General features: G+C 66.9%; 14 protein-coding genes. 5 read left to right on the top strand and 9 right to left on the bottom strand.

Annotated elements, in window-relative coordinates; genetic code table 11:
* Positions 1-131: 131 nt before the first annotated feature.
* Genes nrfD through GO615_RS08470 form a run of 4 tightly spaced genes read right to left on the bottom strand, consistent with a single transcriptional unit; the run spans position 132 to position 5,832 of the window.
* Positions 132-1,256 carry an NrfD/PsrC family molybdoenzyme membrane anchor subunit gene (gene nrfD / locus GO615_RS08485; protein WP_169126913.1) on the bottom strand — a complete coding sequence of 375 codons (1,125 nt, stop codon included), beginning with the start codon at positions 1,254-1,256 and terminating at the stop codon, positions 132-134.
* 13 nt (positions 1,257-1,269) lie between these two features.
* On the bottom strand, positions 1,270-2,028 hold the full coding sequence (locus GO615_RS08480; protein WP_211167004.1) for a 4Fe-4S dicluster domain-containing protein: 759 nt from the start codon (positions 2,026-2,028) through the stop codon (positions 1,270-1,272).
* Between the two features lie 13 nt (positions 2,029-2,041).
* On the bottom strand, positions 2,042-4,531 hold the full coding sequence (locus GO615_RS08475; protein WP_169126912.1) for a molybdopterin-dependent oxidoreductase: 2,490 nt from the start codon (positions 4,529-4,531) through the stop codon (positions 2,042-2,044).
* Between the two features lie 59 nt (positions 4,532-4,590).
* The gene (locus tag GO615_RS08470; protein ID WP_169126910.1) at positions 4,591-5,832 is read right to left on the bottom strand and encodes a 4Fe-4S dicluster domain-containing protein; all 1,242 of its coding nucleotides are present in this window, start codon (positions 5,830-5,832) and stop codon (positions 4,591-4,593) included.
* 324 nt (positions 5,833-6,156) lie between these two features.
* Here GO615_RS08470 and GO615_RS08465 point away from each other — a divergent pair, with 324 nt between their 5' ends.
* The 5 genes from GO615_RS08465 (at position 6,157) to GO615_RS08445 (ending at position 11,766) form a co-directional block, all read left to right on the top strand.
* A complete protein-coding gene (locus tag GO615_RS08465) occupies positions 6,157-7,020 on the top strand; it encodes a substrate-binding domain-containing protein (RefSeq protein ID WP_246262202.1) in 864 nt (287 codons plus the stop codon).
* A gap of 8 nt (positions 7,021-7,028) precedes the next feature.
* Entirely contained in the window at positions 7,029-8,486 is a 1,458-nt protein-coding gene (locus tag GO615_RS08460) for a sensor histidine kinase (RefSeq protein WP_169126908.1), read from the top strand.
* Positions 8,483-9,817 carry a sigma-54-dependent transcriptional regulator gene (locus GO615_RS08455; RefSeq protein ID WP_169126906.1) on the top strand — a complete coding sequence of 445 codons (1,335 nt, stop codon included), beginning with the start codon at positions 8,483-8,485 and terminating at the stop codon, positions 9,815-9,817. Before GO615_RS08460 ends, GO615_RS08455 begins: the two co-directional genes overlap by 4 nt.
* Before the next feature lie 231 nt (positions 9,818-10,048).
* Positions 10,049-11,518 (top strand): permease, encoded by a 1,470-nt coding sequence (locus GO615_RS08450; protein WP_169126904.1) that lies wholly within the window; start codon positions 10,049-10,051, stop codon positions 11,516-11,518.
* Between the two features lie 2 nt (positions 11,519-11,520).
* A complete protein-coding gene (locus GO615_RS08445) occupies positions 11,521-11,766 on the top strand; it encodes a thioredoxin family protein (RefSeq protein WP_169126902.1) in 246 nt (81 codons plus the stop codon).
* Between the two features lie 13 nt (positions 11,767-11,779).
* Here GO615_RS08445 and GO615_RS08440 read toward each other — a convergent pair whose 3' ends face one another.
* The 5 genes from GO615_RS08440 to GO615_RS08420 are packed head-to-tail and all read right to left on the bottom strand — an operon-like array spanning position 11,780 to position 15,817.
* Positions 11,780-14,188 carry a heavy metal translocating P-type ATPase gene (locus tag GO615_RS08440; protein WP_169126900.1) on the bottom strand — a complete coding sequence of 803 codons (2,409 nt, stop codon included), beginning with the start codon at positions 14,186-14,188 and terminating at the stop codon, positions 11,780-11,782.
* A gap of 10 nt (positions 14,189-14,198) precedes the next feature.
* Positions 14,199-14,357: a hypothetical protein gene (locus tag GO615_RS08435; RefSeq protein WP_169126898.1), complete on the bottom strand. Its 159-nt coding sequence runs from the start codon at positions 14,355-14,357 to the stop codon at positions 14,199-14,201.
* Positions 14,358-14,394: 37 nt separating this feature from the next.
* On the bottom strand, positions 14,395-14,913 hold the full coding sequence (locus tag GO615_RS08430; RefSeq protein WP_169126896.1) for a hypothetical protein: 519 nt from the start codon (positions 14,911-14,913) through the stop codon (positions 14,395-14,397).
* The gene (locus tag GO615_RS08425) at positions 14,910-15,602 is read right to left on the bottom strand and encodes a methyltransferase family protein (protein ID WP_169126894.1); all 693 of its coding nucleotides are present in this window, start codon (positions 15,600-15,602) and stop codon (positions 14,910-14,912) included. The genes GO615_RS08430 and GO615_RS08425 overlap by 4 nt, the downstream gene beginning before the upstream one ends.
* Positions 15,599-15,817, bottom strand: a complete 219-nt coding sequence (locus GO615_RS08420; protein WP_343037739.1) for a DUF2933 domain-containing protein — start codon at positions 15,815-15,817, stop codon at positions 15,599-15,601. Before GO615_RS08420 ends, GO615_RS08425 begins: the two co-directional genes overlap by 4 nt.
* Between the last annotated feature and the right edge of the window lie 264 nt (positions 15,818-16,081).

Genomic DNA, 16,081 nt, shown 5'->3' with positions numbered 1-16,081 from the left:
GGGTTCGGCTAAGTCTGGTAACCCCATCCCCACCCCAGCCCTCCCCTTGAAGGGGAGGGAGCGACTGCGCTGACTCAGGCTGCCATCATGTAACTGTCGCCGGGTTAATAGCTGGTGGCCGGAGGAAGCGCTCAGTCCTGTGGCGCGGCGTCGAGCTTGAGCATCTTCTCGCCCAGCGCCCAGCCGAAGAAGGCGATGGAGAACGCCAGCAGGGTCAGCATCCACTCCGTCGTCGAGGGCGTGTAGGCGATCAGGTCCGGCACCCAGCTGCCCTTGAACAGCGGCAGGAGCTGCCCGCCGATGACGAAGTCGTAGCGGTCGATGAAGAAGCCGCCGATCACCATCACCGCTGCGACCGCCAGCGCCTTGCGCTGCAGCAGCAGGAAGAAGGCGCCGATCAGCAGGGCGGCTTCGACCCAGTACCACGGCGAGGCGACGACCGCGTCCCACACCTGCAGGCCGTCGGCGTTGCTCCACAGGCCGATCACGGTGCGGTAGCCGATCACGAGGATGGTGAGCCCGAGCAAGGCGGCGAAGGCCATCGGTAGCGAGCCCTGCATCAGCTTGCGCACCGGCTCCGGCATGTTGTCGGGGCCTCCGTAGCTGAGGCAGGTCACCAGCACGGCAAAGGCACCGCCGGTGCACGCGGCGGTGAGGATGAAGTACAGCGGCACGAGGTTGCCGTACCACATCGGCCGCATCGCCATCGCCCCGAAGGCCATGCCCAGCATGCCGCCGGCGAGCAGTTCGGTGACGAGGGCCGCCAGCCCGATCTGCTTGCTGCCGCTGCTGTTCCAGTCGCCGCCGTGGATGCGCATGAACTTGAGGATGCCGAGCACGAGGAAGACCGCGTAGAAGATCCCCATCCAGTTCAGCTGCGACACCAGTTGCGCGTTGAGCGGGATCGCCCACAGCATTCGGAAGGGGTGTCCCAGCTCCATCGCGAGCGAGGCGAAGCCGGCCACGAGCGTGACCAGCGACAGCCACACGCATCGCTTCGCGATCGGGTACCAGGCCTTGTTGCCGAAGGTCATTGCGACCGAAGCGACCAGCGTGAGGCCGGTCGAGGTCAGCGCGAAGAATACGTAGTTGACTACCGGCAGGCCCCACGACACGCCGTCGCTACCTGTATTGAAGGCACTGTGACCGCCCGAGACGAGGTTCGTGAAGGCGATCGCGAGGCTGATCACGAGGCCTGCGAGCCCTGCCATCATCACCGCGGTCACCGCCCCGCTGCCATGTGTTTGTGTTGCCATGGTTGTTTCCTCCTCAAGCCTTCTTGTTCGCACGGGTGCCCGGGACTGCCGCAGCGGCCGCACCGCCGCCGGTCAGGTAGTACACCTGCGGCTTGTTGCCGGTGTGGTCGAGCAGGCGGGTGCCCTGCTTGTCGGAAATCAGCCGGCTGACCTGCGAGTTCGGGTTGTCGAGGTCGCCGAAGTAGCGGGCCTTGGGCGCGCAGGTGCGCACGCAGGCGGGCACGTATTCGACGAGTTCCGGGTTGCTCTCATCGAGGTCTGCCGTACCCTTGGGCGCCTTGCTTATCTTGTGGTAACAGAAGTTGCACTTCGACACGACGCCGTTGGGCTGGATGCCCACGCCATGCTTCGGGTCCTGCTGCGGCCCCTTGTACGGCGGGTTCCACGACAGATCGCCATCGCCCTTGAACACCTGCTTGATGTTCGGCTCGATCAACGCCTTCTCGTCGGTGTAGAAGCGCACGCCGTACGGGCAGGCGATCATGCAGTACTTGCAGCCGATGCACTTGTCCCAGTCGATGAGCACGACGCCGTCCTCGGTCTTGTAGGTGGCCTTGGTCGGGCACACGTGCATGCACGACGGTTCCTCGCAGTGCATGCAGGGCCGCGGGAACCACTTCAGTTGCGGCGTCGGCTGCCTGCCTTCCGTGTAGTACAGGACGTCCTGGTAGTTCTCGCCGGGCAGGCGGCTGTTCTCCATCTGGCAGGCGGTGCTGCAGGCCTGGCAGCCGGTGCACTTCTCCAGGTCGATGACCATTCCCCATTTAGCCATTTTGGTGATCTCCTCAAGCCTTCTCGACCGTTACCTTGCCGGTGTAGTAATTGGCCATGCCCGAGATGCGGTCGGACTGGTTGTCGATGATCGAATCCACATGCGAGCCGCGCCCCTTGGCCCAGCGCCCGTGTGCCCAGTGGCCGTGCTCGAAGGGCAGCACGATGGTGTCGGGGCGGGTGAGCTCGGTGACGCGTGCGACGGCGGTGATTTCGCCCAGCGTCGACTTGATGCGGATGAGGTCGCCATCCTTGAAGCCCTTGGCCTTGGCGACGGAGGGATGCACCTCCGCGCATACCTGCCGGCGTCCGCCCGCGGTGGGCTGCATCAGCGCGATCGCGTTGGGCAGGTTGGCGCTGCGTCCTTCGGCGTGCATCGCGTTCTTCGAGGTGACGAAGTGCAGGTCGCCGCTGCCGGTGTATCTCGGCTCCTCCCAGTGCGGGAAGTTGAATTTCGCCGGATCGCGGCCGGTCTTTTCGAGCACCCAGTCGCGTTTGCTGTCGAGGTAGGAGGACTTGAACTCGAAGCGGCCCGACTCGGTCTTGAGCAGCTTCTTCTTCACGTCCTCGGCGCTCATCGGCTTGTTCCAGCCCTGGCCGTCCCACTCGAAGAACTCGCCGCGGACTTGCCGCCAGTGGTAGGGCTTCTTGTACCAGACGCCCTTCTCGACCCAGGATTCGAAGCTGTTCACGCCGTTGTCGCCGGGCGTCGTCTCGAAGCCCTTGGCGAGATGGCGCAGGATGTTCTCGACGTTCTCGAGCTTGGCGTAGTACTCGCTCGCCGGCCCCTTGAGCCTCTTGCCGATCTCGATCAGCGTGTTGCCGAAGGTCTGCGTGTCGTACAGAGGCTTGATCGCCGGGGTGCGGATCTGCGCCAGCGGCCAGCCCTGGAAGGGATAGGTCGGTGCATCCTGCCAGCGTTCGAGGTAGGTCGAATCCGGCAGGATCAGGTCGGCCATCATCGCGGTTTCGCCCGGGAAGGGCGAGGTGTCGATGACGAAGACTTCGGCGAGCATCTTCTCCCAGGCAGTCGCATCGGGCGACGAGAACACCGGGTTGGTCATGTAGAACATCACCGTGTCCATCTTGTACGGCTTGCTCGCGAGATGGTTCTTCGGCACTTCCTGCAGCATGTTCTTCGCGAACAGGTAGCCATCCTCGTGCCCCTTCAGGTCGATGCGCGGCACGTCCTTGTGCGGGCCGTTTTTCGCGTAGTCGTCGAGGTGATCGTCCGGGTTCGCGGGCGCCGGGCCGTAGGCCGGACCCATCTGGTAGGCGAGGCCGCCCTCGGCGAAGAGCGAGCCGACCAGCGCGTTCAGCGAGTGGATCGCCATGCCGTTGAGCACACCGTTGCTGTGGTTGTGCGCGCCACGCTCGAACAGTGCGATCGCCGGTTTGGTGGTCGCGAACTCGCGCGCGGTCTTCACGATGAGGTCGGCGGGAATCGTCGTGACGCCTTCCGCCCACTTCGGCGTGCGGTCCTTCAGTTCCACGTTCCACCACTCGGTGAGGCCCTGCGTCCACTTCTCGTTGAACGCCGTATCGACCGGCTCGCCGGCCTTGAAATGGTTCTGGCCGTCCGCGAAATTGCCGACGAAGTTGCGGTCCCACAGCCCCTCGGTCAGGATCACGTGCGCGATCGCCAGCGCCAGCGCCCCGTCGGTGCCGGGCTTGATGATGAGCGCGCGGTCCGACGCGGAAAGCGTCTGGTTCATGTGCACGTCGACGGCGGTCACGCGCGTCTTCGGCGCCTTCTCGCCGCGGATGTAGCCCCATACCTGCAGGTTGTTGTTGTACGGGCGGAAGGACTCCAGGAAGTTCGCGCCGAACATCAGCAGGTAGTTCGCATTGCGGTAGTCGTAGGAGCTGTAGGACGCGTTGCCGTCGGTGCATTGCTTCGCGAGCACCGAGCCGTCCGAGCACATCGACGAGTGGCCGATGCCGATGTTGGGCGAGCCGTATAGTTTTGCCATCGGCGCGAGCGTCACGCCGACGTCGGTGGCGCCCCAGCCGCGGCCGAAGAACAGGCCGAAGCGGTGCGATTCACCCTTGTCGCGCAAGGTGTTCATGCGGTCGGCGACGGTCTGCCACGCTTCGTCCCAGGTGATCGGTACGAACTTCGGATCCTCGTCGCGGCCTTTCTTCGGGTTGGTGCGCTTCATCGGCCCCTTGAAGCGATCCGGGTCATACAGGATGTAGGTGCCCAGGTGCATCTTCGGACAGCCCTTGCCATTGGCGATCGGATGGCCGGCGTTGCCGTAGATCGCGTGCACCTTGCCGTTCGTGGTGTAGACGTCGATGCCGCAGCGCGCCGGGCATTGTGCGCAGATGCTCTTGTTCACCACGGTGTTGCTGTCGACGGTGGCTGCGGTCGCTTCCTTCAGCGTCGACAACTGCCCGATGCCAAGTCCGCCGCTGCCCACCACCGCTGCGCCGGCCGCTGTCCCCGCGCCGCTGACCTGCAGGAAGCGGCGCCGCGAAATGAGCTTCTTGAGTAGTTCCATTTTTGCTGACTCCTCCATTGACCGTCTTGGTGTGGCGTTCATGTCCGGCATAACGGGGGCTAAGGGCCCTCGGGAACTGCCGGCGTGTCTCGGTGTTGGCGGCTGAACAGGGCAAAACCCGCGCGTGCGAGGTTCTCCGTCTTGCGGCAGCGCTCGCACAGCGCTTCGTCTTCGTGCGCGTCGAACAGCGCGCCGCAGCGCTCGCACTCGCTTTGCCTGATCGTCGCGAGCACGACCGGCACATCCGCAAAGGGACGCCAGGCGCGTGGTTGGTGATCGAGCGCATGGGACGGGCAGATCCGCGCGCAGGCGCCGCAATCGACGCACAGCCATGCGTCGAACTGCAGGCGCGCCTGGCCATCGTCATGTCCGGTTTCGAGGTGCAGGGCTCTGGTCGGGCATGCGCGCGAACAGGCGCCATGTGCACGGCAGGCGTCGCTCGCCATGAGCGCGGGTAGCAGGACCGACCGGGGATGGGGCTGGCCACTGCTGCTTGCGATGTGCTGCAGCAGCACGCGGGTCTCGGCGCCGCGATGTGCGGCGACGCTGGCGTGGCGGCGTGCTTGCGCACCGGCGGCGGAACTCGACACGCGCTCGCCCGTTGCGGCCTGGCTGATCGCCGAGGCGAGCGAACGCGAGAGCCCGGCAAAAAAGCGACGGCGACCTTCGATGGGCAACTCGGCAATCGCGGTGTTGGAGCGGTTACTGTTCGGTAACGCGTCGGGCGTCATGGCCACGGGTAGGCGATTCGGCGGCATTCCTGCTTCGGACAGGGCGCGTCGCGCAATTTCCAGAGTGCTGCGCCAGGGCGCCTCGTGCGAGGGCGCATTACTGCAGCCCGCGCAGGCGCCGTCGTCCGCCACGCGGATCGGCGCATCGCCGGCGGCTATCGTCAGGCGCAGCCAGTCGTTGACGGCGAGGGCCCCGAGGCAGGCCAGACGGAGGACGGGCGCATCGGTCGCCGCGCGGCTACGTTCGCAGGCCAATACCAGCCCCTGTGCGGGGACGTGCGTCGGCAGCGTCACGCCGTCCACCGCGAGAGCCCCCGTCGGACACGCGGCTGCGCACATGCCGCAGGCGCTGCACGCGGTCGGCTCCAGCGTCGGGCCGCTCTCGCTGATCTCGAGGCAGGCATGGGGGCAGGCGATCTTGCAGAGCTCGCACAGGCCCGCTGGCCGGCTTGCGGCGATGCACATGTCGCGACGCAGCCCGACCAGCCCGAGTGCGTGCAGGCGCCGATAAGCGTCTTCCCCGGAGAGGGATGCGGTGTTGGCGGCGGGACGGTGCGGATCGTGATTCATACTCGGCTTCCGGAACGGTCGAGCGTGTCCCGCAAGAGACGGGCCATCCACTTCAAGTGTCGGAAAAATAAGGGGATATGTCTTTGAAGACCGTGCAGCGGGGGTCGCGCGTTACGGATCGGTAACCTAAACTCCAGTCACGATCAGGGTTTTGTTACGATCCGGTAACGGGGATGCCGGCGCGAGGCGCGGAGGCCGCCAGCCCCGCTCTTCGGCGCAGATCTTGCCTTTGCATGAGTGCCCGTTCTTTCGCGTGAGAACGGCAAGCGGAAGGGAGGGGGGAGGGATGCTGAGCTCGGAACCGCGTGGGCGATGGGGCGGGCGATGAACCGGCGACAGGCCTTGATCGGGTTGTGCGGGTTTGCACTTGCCGGCTGCGCGCGGCGGGCGATGGCCGAGGCGGGTGCAGACCCCGTGCGCATCGGCATGACCCCGGTGTTCCTCGACGACCAGGTCGGGTTTCTGGGCGCCTGGCGCGATTACCTGGCGCAGGCCTTGGGGCGCCCGGTCGAATTCATCCAGCGCGGTAGTTACCGCGAGATCGTCGAGCTCATGCGCCAGGACAAACTGCACTTCGCGTGGCTGTGCGGATACCCCTACGTGCGCGAGCAGCGCTGGATGCGGCTGCTGGCGGTGCCTCTGCATCAGGGCCGACCGCTGTACCGCTCCTATCTGATCGTGCCTGCGAAGGACACCGCGACGTCGACGATCACCGAGCTGCGTGACCGCGTTTTCGCGTTCTCCGACCCGGATTCGAACTCCGGCTACCTCTATCCCAGTTACCAGCTGAGTCGCGCGAACACGTCGCCGGCCAACTTCTTCCGCCGCAGCTTCTTCACCTACTCGCACAAGAAGGTGGTCGAGGCGGTGGCGCTCGAGGTCGCGCACGGCGGGGCGGTCGACGGCTACGTCTGGGACACGCTCGCGCGGACGCACCCGGAGCTGACCGGCCGTACGCGCGTAGCCGACCGCTCGCCGCCGTTCGGTTTTCCGCCCTTCGTCGCCGGGCCCGCGGCATCGCCTGCGCTGTTCAAGCGGATGCAGGAGATCCTTCTTGCGATGCACGACGACGCTGCCGGAGCGGGCTTCCTGCGCCAGCTCAATCTCGATCGCTTCGCCCTCGGCACCCCTGCGTTGTATGCCGACATCGAGCGCATGTTGCGCGCCATCGGCCAGCCCGGGGCCTAGGAGGACGCTTGCTTCAATTTCGCGACATCAGCTTCCGCTACAAGATTCCGTTGCGCGCAACGGTGCTGGTGTTCGTGACCGCGACGGTGCTCACGGCTTCCCTGCTGCTGCGCGAGTACCGCGATCTGCGCAGGGACATGCTCGACGGTTCGGCGCGCTGGTCCGCGGTGTTGAGCCAGACGCTCGTTACGCCGATGCTGCACGACGACCTGTGGCGTGCCTTCGAGATCGTTCGTGCGGCGACCTCCCCGGGCGGAGGTGAGCAGGCGAGCGCGATCACCCTTGTGGACCCGCGCCTGCGTATCTATGTGTCGACGGATCCGGCCCGCTACCCCATCCTCGCGCCGCTGCACGAGCGGGGCGAGGCAGCGCGCGAGATTGCGAGCCTGATCGACACCTTGTCCGGGGCGGAGTCGCACAGTGTGGAGATCGGCGACAAGCTGTACGTCATCACGCCGATCGACGCGGACGGGGTGCGCCTGGGCCACATGATCCTCGAGCACACCAACACCTTCATGCAGTCGCGCTTTGCCGGCATGTGGCTGAGTGCGACGCTGGTGACGCTTTTCGTGCTGCTGCTGATCCTGCCGGTGTCGTGGTTCTGGGGACGGCGCATGGCGGAGCCGCTGGTGCATCTGGCCGATTGCATTGGCAAGGTCGGCGCGACGATTCCTCCGCCCGGAGCGCTGCAGTTCGAGGACTCCAAGGACGAGCTGGGACAGGTCGGGCGCGCCGTGGAGCGCATGTTCGACGAACTGCGCGAGAAGGAGGGGCTGGAGCGCGAGATGCTGTTCTCCGAGCGGCTCGCGGCGATCGGCCGGCTCACCGGCGGCATCGCGCACGAGATCAACAATCCGCTCGGCGGCATGCTCAACGCGATCGGCACCTACCGCAAGCACGGCGCGAGCGATCCCGAACTGGCCGCGCGCACGATGTCGCTGCTCGAACGCGGACTGCTGCAAATCCGCGATACGGTGTCGGCGCTGCTGGTCGAGGCCAAGGCACCCAGCCACCCGCTGGCACCGCAGGACATCGAGGACGTGCATATCCTGCTCAAGCCCGAGGCCGCGAAGAAGTCCGCGCGGCTGGAATGGAACTGCGAGCTGCCCGACGAGATCCCGCTACCCGCGACGCTGGTGCGGCAGGTCCTGATCAACCTCGTGCTCAACGCGCTGCAGGCGGTCGAGGCGGGGGGCACCGTCGCCTGCGACATCGGCCTCTCGGCGGAGGGCATGACGATGGTGGTGCGAAATGATGGGCGCTACATCGAGGAGTCGCGCCTGGCCTATCTCTTCGAGCCTTTCGTCGGGGACAGCAATGGCAGGCACGGCCTCGGCTTGTGGATCACCTACCAGATCGTCACCGAGCTCGGGGGCCACATCTCGGTGCAGAGCGAACCGGGTCTCACGGTGTTTGCCGTCGATCTGCCGCTGGGGCTGGCCGTCGAAATGGAGTCCGCATCATGAATGCCGCCGTGCGCGTGTGCCTGATCGAGGACGACCCGATCATGGGCGAGTCCCTGTGCGAGCGATTCCGCCTGGAGGGCTTCGATGCGCACTGGTGCACCAGCGGCACCGAGGCGATGCGCAGCCTGCGCGAACAGGCCTTCGATGTCGTCATCAGCGACATGCGGCTCGGCGACACCACAGGCGAAGCGATCTTCGACTGGGCGGTGGGGGCTTTGCCGCAGGCTCCGCCCTTCGTCTTCATCACTGGATACGGCACTGTCGACCAAGCCGTCGCGCTGATCAAGCGCGGGGCGTGCGACTACGTCACCAAGCCTTTCGACCTCGACGCGCTCATCGCCAGGGTGCAGGAGATCGCGACAGTTGCCCGCGCGCGGGAGGAGGGCGCGCCGGGGTTGGAGTCGCTCGGCGTGTCGGCAGCGATGCAGCGCATCGAGGCGATGCTGCCGCGGCTCGCGCACGCAGCCAGCACGGTGCTGATCGTCGGTGAATCGGGCGTCGGCAAGGAGCGCGTCGCGCAGCGCCTGCATGCGAGCCTGCCTGACGCTGGGCATCGGCCGTTCATTGCGCTGAACTGCGGTGCGGTGCCCGAAACGTTGCTGGAGGCAGAACTTTTCGGCCACGAGAAGGGCGCCTTCACGGGCGCCGTGCGCAGCCGGGCCGGCGTGTTCGAGCAGGCGCACGGCGGCACGCTGTTCCTCGACGAGATCGGCGAGATGTCGCTGGCGATGCAGGTGCGGCTGCTGCGCGCGGTGCAGGAGCGGCAGGTCGTGCGCGTCGGCGGCGACCGCCCGATCCCGGTGGACCTGCTGCTGGTCTGCGCGACACACCGCGACCTGAAGGCGATGGTCGCCGAGGGGACGTTTCGCGAGGACCTCTTCTATCGTGTCAATGTCGTGCAGATCCGCGTGCCGCCGCTGCGCGAGCGGCGCGAGGACATCCCTTGGCTGATCAGGCGCTTTCTTGTCGACATCGCGCGGGAAAGCGGCGAGGCGCGCCGCCACCTCACCCCCGCAGCGGAGGAGGCCGCGCTGGCCTACCCTTGGCCCGGCAACGTGCGCGAGCTCAAGCATGCGGTAGAACGCGCCTGCATCATGAGTCCGGCCGAATGGATTACGCCCGCCGCGCTGTTTCCCGATGCCGATCTCCCGCCGCCGGCGGGCGACGTGCAGGCGTCGCTGGGCGATTACCTGCGCGAATGCGAATGCCGCTACATCCGCGGTGCGCTCGAATCCTGCGACGGACACATCGGGCGCACCGCCGAGCTGCTCGGCATCAGCCGCAAGAACCTGTGGGAAAAGATGAAGAAGCTCGATATCGGGCACGCCTGAGATCCTCTCGGTGTCTCGCGTCGGCGTAGCGCAGTGCGGCATTTGTCAGATGCTTGGCATCGCCGCCGCTGTTTCGGGAGGATAATTAACAACAACTGATATAGGACCCGTTGGCGATCCGTCGATGGGTGACCTGCGCGAACGCGTGAGGGCGCAGGAAGCCAATCACGGGAGCAGCGCCGATGCGCGAGTCTTGAGCGAGGCGCTGTCGTCGGGTCGGGGAGCAATGCCATGGAAACCGTCTCATCGTGGATCCTGCCGGTGTTCTACGGCGGGTTGGGAAACCTCGCGGCGTATCTCGCGGCGCACGTGCTCTTGTGCCTGCTGCCGGCCTTCTTCATTGCCGGCGCGATGGCGGCACTGATTCCCAAGGAAACGGTCACGCGCTTCCTCGGACGCAACTCCAGCAAGGCAGTGTCCTATCCGGCCGCGGCAGCGGCGGGGTCGCTGCTGGCGGTATGCTCGTGCACCATCGTCCCGCTCTTCGCCGGCATCTACAAGAAAGGGGCCGGGCTGGGGCCGGCGATCACCTTCCTGTTCTTCGCCCCGGCGGCGAACATCCTGGCGCTGGTCTATACGGGTGGCGTCATCGGACCGGATCTCGCCGCCGCGCGCTTCCTGCTGTCGCTGACCTTCGGCATCGGCATCGGCCTGATCATGGCGCTGATCTTCCGCGCCGACGATGCCGCGCACGATCTCGCCACCGACAGCCCCTTCGCGGCGCAGGGCGAGGGCATGGGCCGCGCGCCGCTGTTCTTCCTCTTCGTGTGGGTGGCGCTGTTGCTGGCCGGCACGCTGAAGCTCGGTGTGCTGACCGGCACCTACGCGCACTTCGAGCTGCCGCTCGCCGATGCGCAGGCTTGGCAGGGCGTGCTCGATCGCCTCGTGCCCTATGACGCGACGAAGGGCGAGGAGGGCGTATCGCTGCAGGGCGCGGTGCTGATCGCGCTGCTCGCGGTGATCGGATTCAGTGCGTGGCGCGGGCTCGAGAACATCCAGGACGGCGCGAACGCATGGACGTGGACCAGCCTTGCGACGATTGCCCTCACGCTGCTCGTCGCCGCGCTGTCGGTGCAGGCGGCGCCGGAAGGGCTGCGGATCGGGCTGACTGGCAAGTTCTTCGGCGTCGCGCTCGCGCTGGCCGGGGTGGGGCTGATCGCACGCGCGCACCTGTCACCGGACGAGCTGCGCGACTGGCTGTGGGAGTCGTGGCGCTTCGTGAAGCAGATCTTCCCGCTGCTCGTGGTCGGCGTGTTCATCGTCGGCATGATCCGGGTGCTGATCCGCCCCGAATGGATCGAGATGCTGGCGGGCACCAATTCCGCGATCGGCAACCTCGCCGGCGTGGCCTTCGGGGTGTTCATGTACTTCCCGACGCTGGTCGAAGTGCCCATCGCGAAGATGTTCCTCGACCTCGGCATGCACCGCGGGCCGCTGCTCGCCTACCTGATGTCCGACCCTGAACTCTCGCTGCAGAGCATCCTGATCATTTCGGCGATCATCGGCCGGCGCAAGACGGCGACCTATGTCGGGCTGGTGGCGCTGTTCAGCGCCGTGGCCGGCTTCACCTACGGCGCTTGGGTCGACGGCGTGTCGTTGGTGCGACTCGCGCTGTGGCTGGGCGCCTTCATCGGCGTGCTGGCCGTGCTGCTGTCCTTCGCTGGCCGGCGCGCCGCATCCACCCTCGTGAAAGGAGTCTGATCATGGTGAGCATCAAGGTTCTCGGCCCCGGCTGCGCGAACTGCCGCAAGCTCGAGGAGGTCGCACGCGAGGCGGTCGCGTCGCTGGGCGTGCAGGCGGAGATCACGAAGGTCACGGACATGAACGAGATCATCGCCCACGACGTCCTGAAGACGCCCGGGTTGGTGATCAATGAAAAGCTTGTGTCGTCGGGGCGCATTCCGACGCCCGCGACCGTTGCGGAGTGGGTGCGGGCGGCAATGTCCTGAACGGGGAATGCGCTCAGCGGGCCGGGGGCGTTGTGCGGCGCAGCCGCAGCGCGTTCGTGACCACCGACACCGAGCTCGCGCTCATCGCCAGCGCGGCGACCATCGGCGACAGCAGCAGGCCGGTGAAGGGGTACAGCAGGCCGGCCGCGAGCGGCACGCCGAGCGCGTTATAGACGAAGGCGAAGGCGAGGTTCTGGTGCATGTTGCGCACCGTCTCGACCGAGATGCGGCGTGCGGCGGCGATGCCGCGCAGGTCGCCCTTGACCAGCGTGAGCTGAGCGCTCGACATCGCGACGTCGGTGCCGGTGCCCATCGCGATGCCCACGTCGGCGCGGGCCAAGGCGGGCGCGTCGTTGATGCCGTCTCCCGCCATCGCGACCACGCGGCCCTCGCGTTGCAGCCGGGCGACCAACTCGTCCTTGTCCTTCGGCTTGACCTCGCCGAGCACTTCCGCGATGCCCAGCCGTGTGCCGACGGCGCGCGCGGTCGTCAGCCCGTCGCCCGTCGCCATGACGATGCGGCCGATGCCGTGTGCGCGCAGCTCGGCAAGGGCCTCGGGCGTCGTCGCCTTGACCGGGTCGGCGACCGCGACGATGCCCACGGCGACGCCGTCGACGGCCAGCATCATCACGCTCGCGCCTTCGAGGCGCAGCGCTTCGGCCTGACCGGCGAGCGCGTGCCAGTCAATGCCTTCGTCGTCCATCAGCGCGGTGTTGCCGAGCACGAGCTTGCGGCCGTCGACCGTGCCGCGCACGCCGATGCCGGACGAGGACTCGAATCCTTCCGGCTTCGACAACGCCAGCCCGCGGCGCCGAGCCTCGCCGACGATCGCATGGGCGAGGGGATGTTCGCTGCCCTGGTCGAGGCTCGCGGCGAGGCGCAGCACCGCGTCCGCCTCCCAGCCGGGCGCGGCGATCGCGGTGTGGAAGGCGGGGTGTCCTTCGGTGAGCGTGCCGGTCTTGTCGACGATCAGGGTGTCGACGCGGCGCAGGTTCTCGATCGCCGCGGCGTCGCGGAACAGCACGCCCTGCGTTGCGCCGTTGCCGGTTGCGACCATCACCGACATCGGCGTCGCGAGCCCGAGCGCGCACGGGCAGGCGATGATCAGCACCGCGACGGCGTTGATGATGCCGTAGGCCCACGAGGGTGAGGGGCCGAAGAGGCCCCAGCCGAGGAAGGTGAGGGCAGCGATCGCGACGACCACGACGACGAACCAGCCCGCGACGCGGTCGGCCAGGCGCTGCATCGGCGCGCGCGAGCGCTGCGCCTGGGCGACCATCTGCACGATCTGCGCGAGCACGGTCTGCGAGCCGATCTTCTCCGCCTGCATCACGAGGGCGCCGCTGGTGTTGAGCGTCGCGCCGATCAGCTTGTCGCCGGCCGCCTTCGATACCGGCATCGGCTCGCCGGTGAGCATCGATTCGTCCACGGCGCTCATGCCTTCGAGCACGACGCCGTCAACCGGCACCTTCTCGCCCGGGCGCACGCGCAGGCGGTCGCCCGGATGCACGTGGGTCAGGGGAATGTCCTCCTCGCTGCCGTCGGCGTTGATGCGCCGTGCGGTCTTGGGCGCGAGGCCGAGCAGCGCCTTGATCGCCGCACCGGTCTCCGATCGCGCACGCAGTTCCAGTACCTGGCCGAGCAGGGTCAGCGAGACGATCACCGCGGCGGCCTCGAAGTAGACGGCGACGTGCCCGCCCATGCGGAAGGAATCGGGAAAGACGCCCGGTGCGATGGTCGCGATGACGCTGTAGCCGTAGGCCGCCGCCACGCCGGTGCCGATCAGCGTCCACATGTTGGGGCTGCGGTTCGCGATGGATTGCGCCCAGCGAACGAAGAAGGGCCAGCCACCCCACAGCACGACTGGCGTCGCGAGCAGCAACTCGACCCAGGGGCGCGCGCCACCGAGCAGGGGATCCAGGATGTCGCCCGACATCGCGATCAGGGTGACGAGGATCGTCGCCGGCAAGGGCCACCAGAAGCGTCGGCGGAAGTCGGCCAGCTCCGGATTTTCGCCCCCCTCGAGTTCGGGCAGCACCGGTTCCAGCGCCATGCCGCACTTCGGGCAGGTGCCGGGGCCGGGCTGGCGGATCTCGGGGTGCATCGGGCAGGTGTATTCGGCGGCGGTCGGCGGCTCCGGGGCGGGAGCGGCCTGCTCCGCAGGGTGCAGATAGCGCTGCGGCTCCGCTCTGAACCTGGCGAGGCACTTCGCGCTGCAGAAGCGGTACTCGTGACCGTCGAAGCTGGTGCGGTGAGGCGAATCGGGCTTCACGCTCATGCCGCAGACGGGGTCCGTCAGGGCGGCCGATTCCTGCGGTGCTGCGGGTGAGGGGTGGGCATGCGCGTGTTCGTGGCGCGCGGCATGTCCTTCATGGTGTCCGTCGCCGTGACTTTCATGGTCGTGATGGACATGCGCTCGCATGGATCCGTCCTCAGTCATGCTCGTCCCCCTTGCCGCGCTGGCGGCGTGCCGCGTAGATCGCCGACGGCGAACTGCAGCAGCTGTCGGGCTTCGCGTCGCGGTGCGCGCGCTCGTTCTCCGCCATCCACGCGCGCAGCCGGCGCAGCAGTACCTTCAGCGATTCGAGCATCGCGTGTTTCTCCGTGTGGGTGCGCGCGCGCGGGAGCTCACTTCGCGGGGCGTTTGCCCGACGGGGCGGCCATGCGCTCCATCATCATCTGCATCATGTTCATGCGCTGTTCCATCTGGTGCATACGCCAGGCCATGGCGTCGGGGGACGCGCCGTATGCATCCGCTCCCATCATCCCGCCCATCATGCCCATGCCTCCCATCATTCCTTTGCCACCCATCATGTGGCAGCCCATCGGTGCGCCATCACTTGCGGCCATCTGCTGGCCGAGCATCATGTTCTCGCGCATGGTCTGCATGTGCTGCATGAGCAGCGTCTGGCGTTCCTCCGGGGTTTTGGCTGCGGCCAGGGCCTCGAGCTGGGACTGCATCGTGGCGGCGTTGTCGCGCATGCGCTGGACCGTCTTTTCCGGTGTCGGGGCGGGCGCCGCTGCGGGCGTCGTTGCGGCGGCGGCCTGGTCCGGGTGATGGGCGTCTTCGGCCCAGGCCGGCGAGCTTGTGGCGAGCGAGATGGCAGCGAGCGACAGTGCGAGTGCGTTGGTCAGCAAAGGTTTCATGATCGTTCTCCTGATGAATGCTCGCCGCGGTCGCCGGCGATGGGATGAGTGCGGGATTTCGTCCGGCAAGGGAAGAAGGCCGGGGTCGTCCGCGCGTAGCGCTGCCAGTCGGCACCGAAGCTCGCCTCCGCCTCACGCTCCTCGCGACGGGCGAGACGCACATAGGCGACGACGAGGACGGGGAACATCGCGAGCGTGATCAGCGTCGGCCACTGGAGCAGGAAGCCCGCCATGATCACGACGAAGGCCGCGTACTGCGGGTGGCGCAGGCGGGCGTAGGGGCCGGTGGTGGCCAGCGTGCCGGTGGCCTGCGCCGCGTAGAGCGCCTTCCAGGCCGAGGCGAGCAGCCAGAAGCCGCCGCCGATCAGGATTGCGGAGAGGATGTGGAAGGGGCCGAAATGCGGGTTGGCGCGCCAGCCGAACATCACTTCGAGCAGGTGGCCGGCGTCGTGGGAGAGGAAGTCCACACCGGGAAAGCGCGCCGCGAGCCAGCCCGACAGGAGGTAGATCGTCAGCGGGAAGCCGTACATCTCGGCGAACAGCGCGACGATGAACGCGGAGAACATGCCCAGCGTGCGCCAGTCGCGCGACGAACGCGGCTTGAAGAAGCTGGCGGCGAAGAGGATGAAGATGGCCGAGTTGATCGCGACCAGCGACCACAGGCCATAGGCGGGACTCGATTCGGTCATCGCGGCTCACCATCCCTGGGGGCGTCGTGATGAGAGCCGTGGCTGCCGTGGCCGTGGTGCATGAAGAGATGCATCAGCGGGCAGGCAAGCAGGAACAGCCAGGGGAGGATGCCCAGCAGATGGATCCGGTGCTCGAAGGCCAGAAGGATGGCGGCGATTGCGAGGAAGACGCCGAATACCCAGCCGGCGCGCTTCGGACGGGGTGCGTCCCTCATCGGGGCGGGCACGGGAGAGTGCTGCGGGCGCATGGCATCGATCCGATGTTCCGATGAATTCATCATAGACCCCGGAGATCGACTTCACCCTGACGCGATGATTACATTCATGTCAGCATCGCGCGAGATGGTTAATTTTCGGTGATTCGGGGAGCGTTCAAGGATTTTCGGGATTATTTCCTGAAAATGACGATTAGCTGAACGAAGCGTAATTCCGCAGTCATCGTCCTGTCGGGGGGGCTTTCCTAGCATTCGATCATGGTT

Origin of the sequence: Aromatoleum evansii (assembly GCF_012910805.1) — a bacterium.
In the GTDB taxonomy this organism is placed as follows: Bacteria; Pseudomonadota; Gammaproteobacteria; order Burkholderiales; family Rhodocyclaceae; genus Aromatoleum; species Aromatoleum evansii.
The sequence above is the reverse complement of the archived record's forward strand: the minus strand, read 5'-3'. Positions and strand labels throughout refer to the sequence as shown.

Excerpts from the sequence above, each read along its gene's own strand:
- nrfD (WP_169126913.1), bottom strand. The coding sequence starts at position 1,256 with ATGGCAACACAAACACATGGCAGCGGGGCGGTGACCGCGGTGATGATG.
- GO615_RS08480 (WP_211167004.1), bottom strand. The coding sequence starts at position 2,028 with ATGGCTAAATGGGGAATGGTCATCGACCTGGAGAAGTGCACCGGCTGC.
- GO615_RS08475 (WP_169126912.1), bottom strand. The coding sequence starts at position 4,531 with ATGGAACTACTCAAGAAGCTCATTTCGCGGCGCCGCTTCCTGCAGGTC.
- GO615_RS08470 (WP_169126910.1), bottom strand. The coding sequence starts at position 5,832 with ATGAATCACGATCCGCACCGTCCCGCCGCCAACACCGCATCCCTCTCC.
- GO615_RS08465 (WP_246262202.1), top strand. The coding sequence starts at position 6,157 with ATGAACCGGCGACAGGCCTTGATCGGGTTGTGCGGGTTTGCACTTGCC.
- GO615_RS08455 (WP_169126906.1), top strand. The coding sequence starts at position 8,483 with ATGAATGCCGCCGTGCGCGTGTGCCTGATCGAGGACGACCCGATCATG.
- GO615_RS08450 (WP_169126904.1), top strand. The coding sequence starts at position 10,049 with ATGGAAACCGTCTCATCGTGGATCCTGCCGGTGTTCTACGGCGGGTTG.
- GO615_RS08445 (WP_169126902.1), top strand. The coding sequence starts at position 11,521 with ATGGTGAGCATCAAGGTTCTCGGCCCCGGCTGCGCGAACTGCCGCAAG.
- GO615_RS08440 (WP_169126900.1), bottom strand. The coding sequence starts at position 14,188 with ATGCGAGCGCATGTCCATCACGACCATGAAAGTCACGGCGACGGACAC.
- GO615_RS08435 (WP_169126898.1), bottom strand. The coding sequence starts at position 14,357 with ATGCTCGAATCGCTGAAGGTACTGCTGCGCCGGCTGCGCGCGTGGATG.
- GO615_RS08430 (WP_169126896.1), bottom strand. The coding sequence starts at position 14,913 with ATGAAACCTTTGCTGACCAACGCACTCGCACTGTCGCTCGCTGCCATC.
- GO615_RS08425 (WP_169126894.1), bottom strand. The coding sequence starts at position 15,602 with ATGACCGAATCGAGTCCCGCCTATGGCCTGTGGTCGCTGGTCGCGATC.
- GO615_RS08420 (WP_343037739.1), bottom strand. The coding sequence starts at position 15,817 with ATGAGGGACGCACCCCGTCCGAAGCGCGCCGGCTGGGTATTCGGCGTC.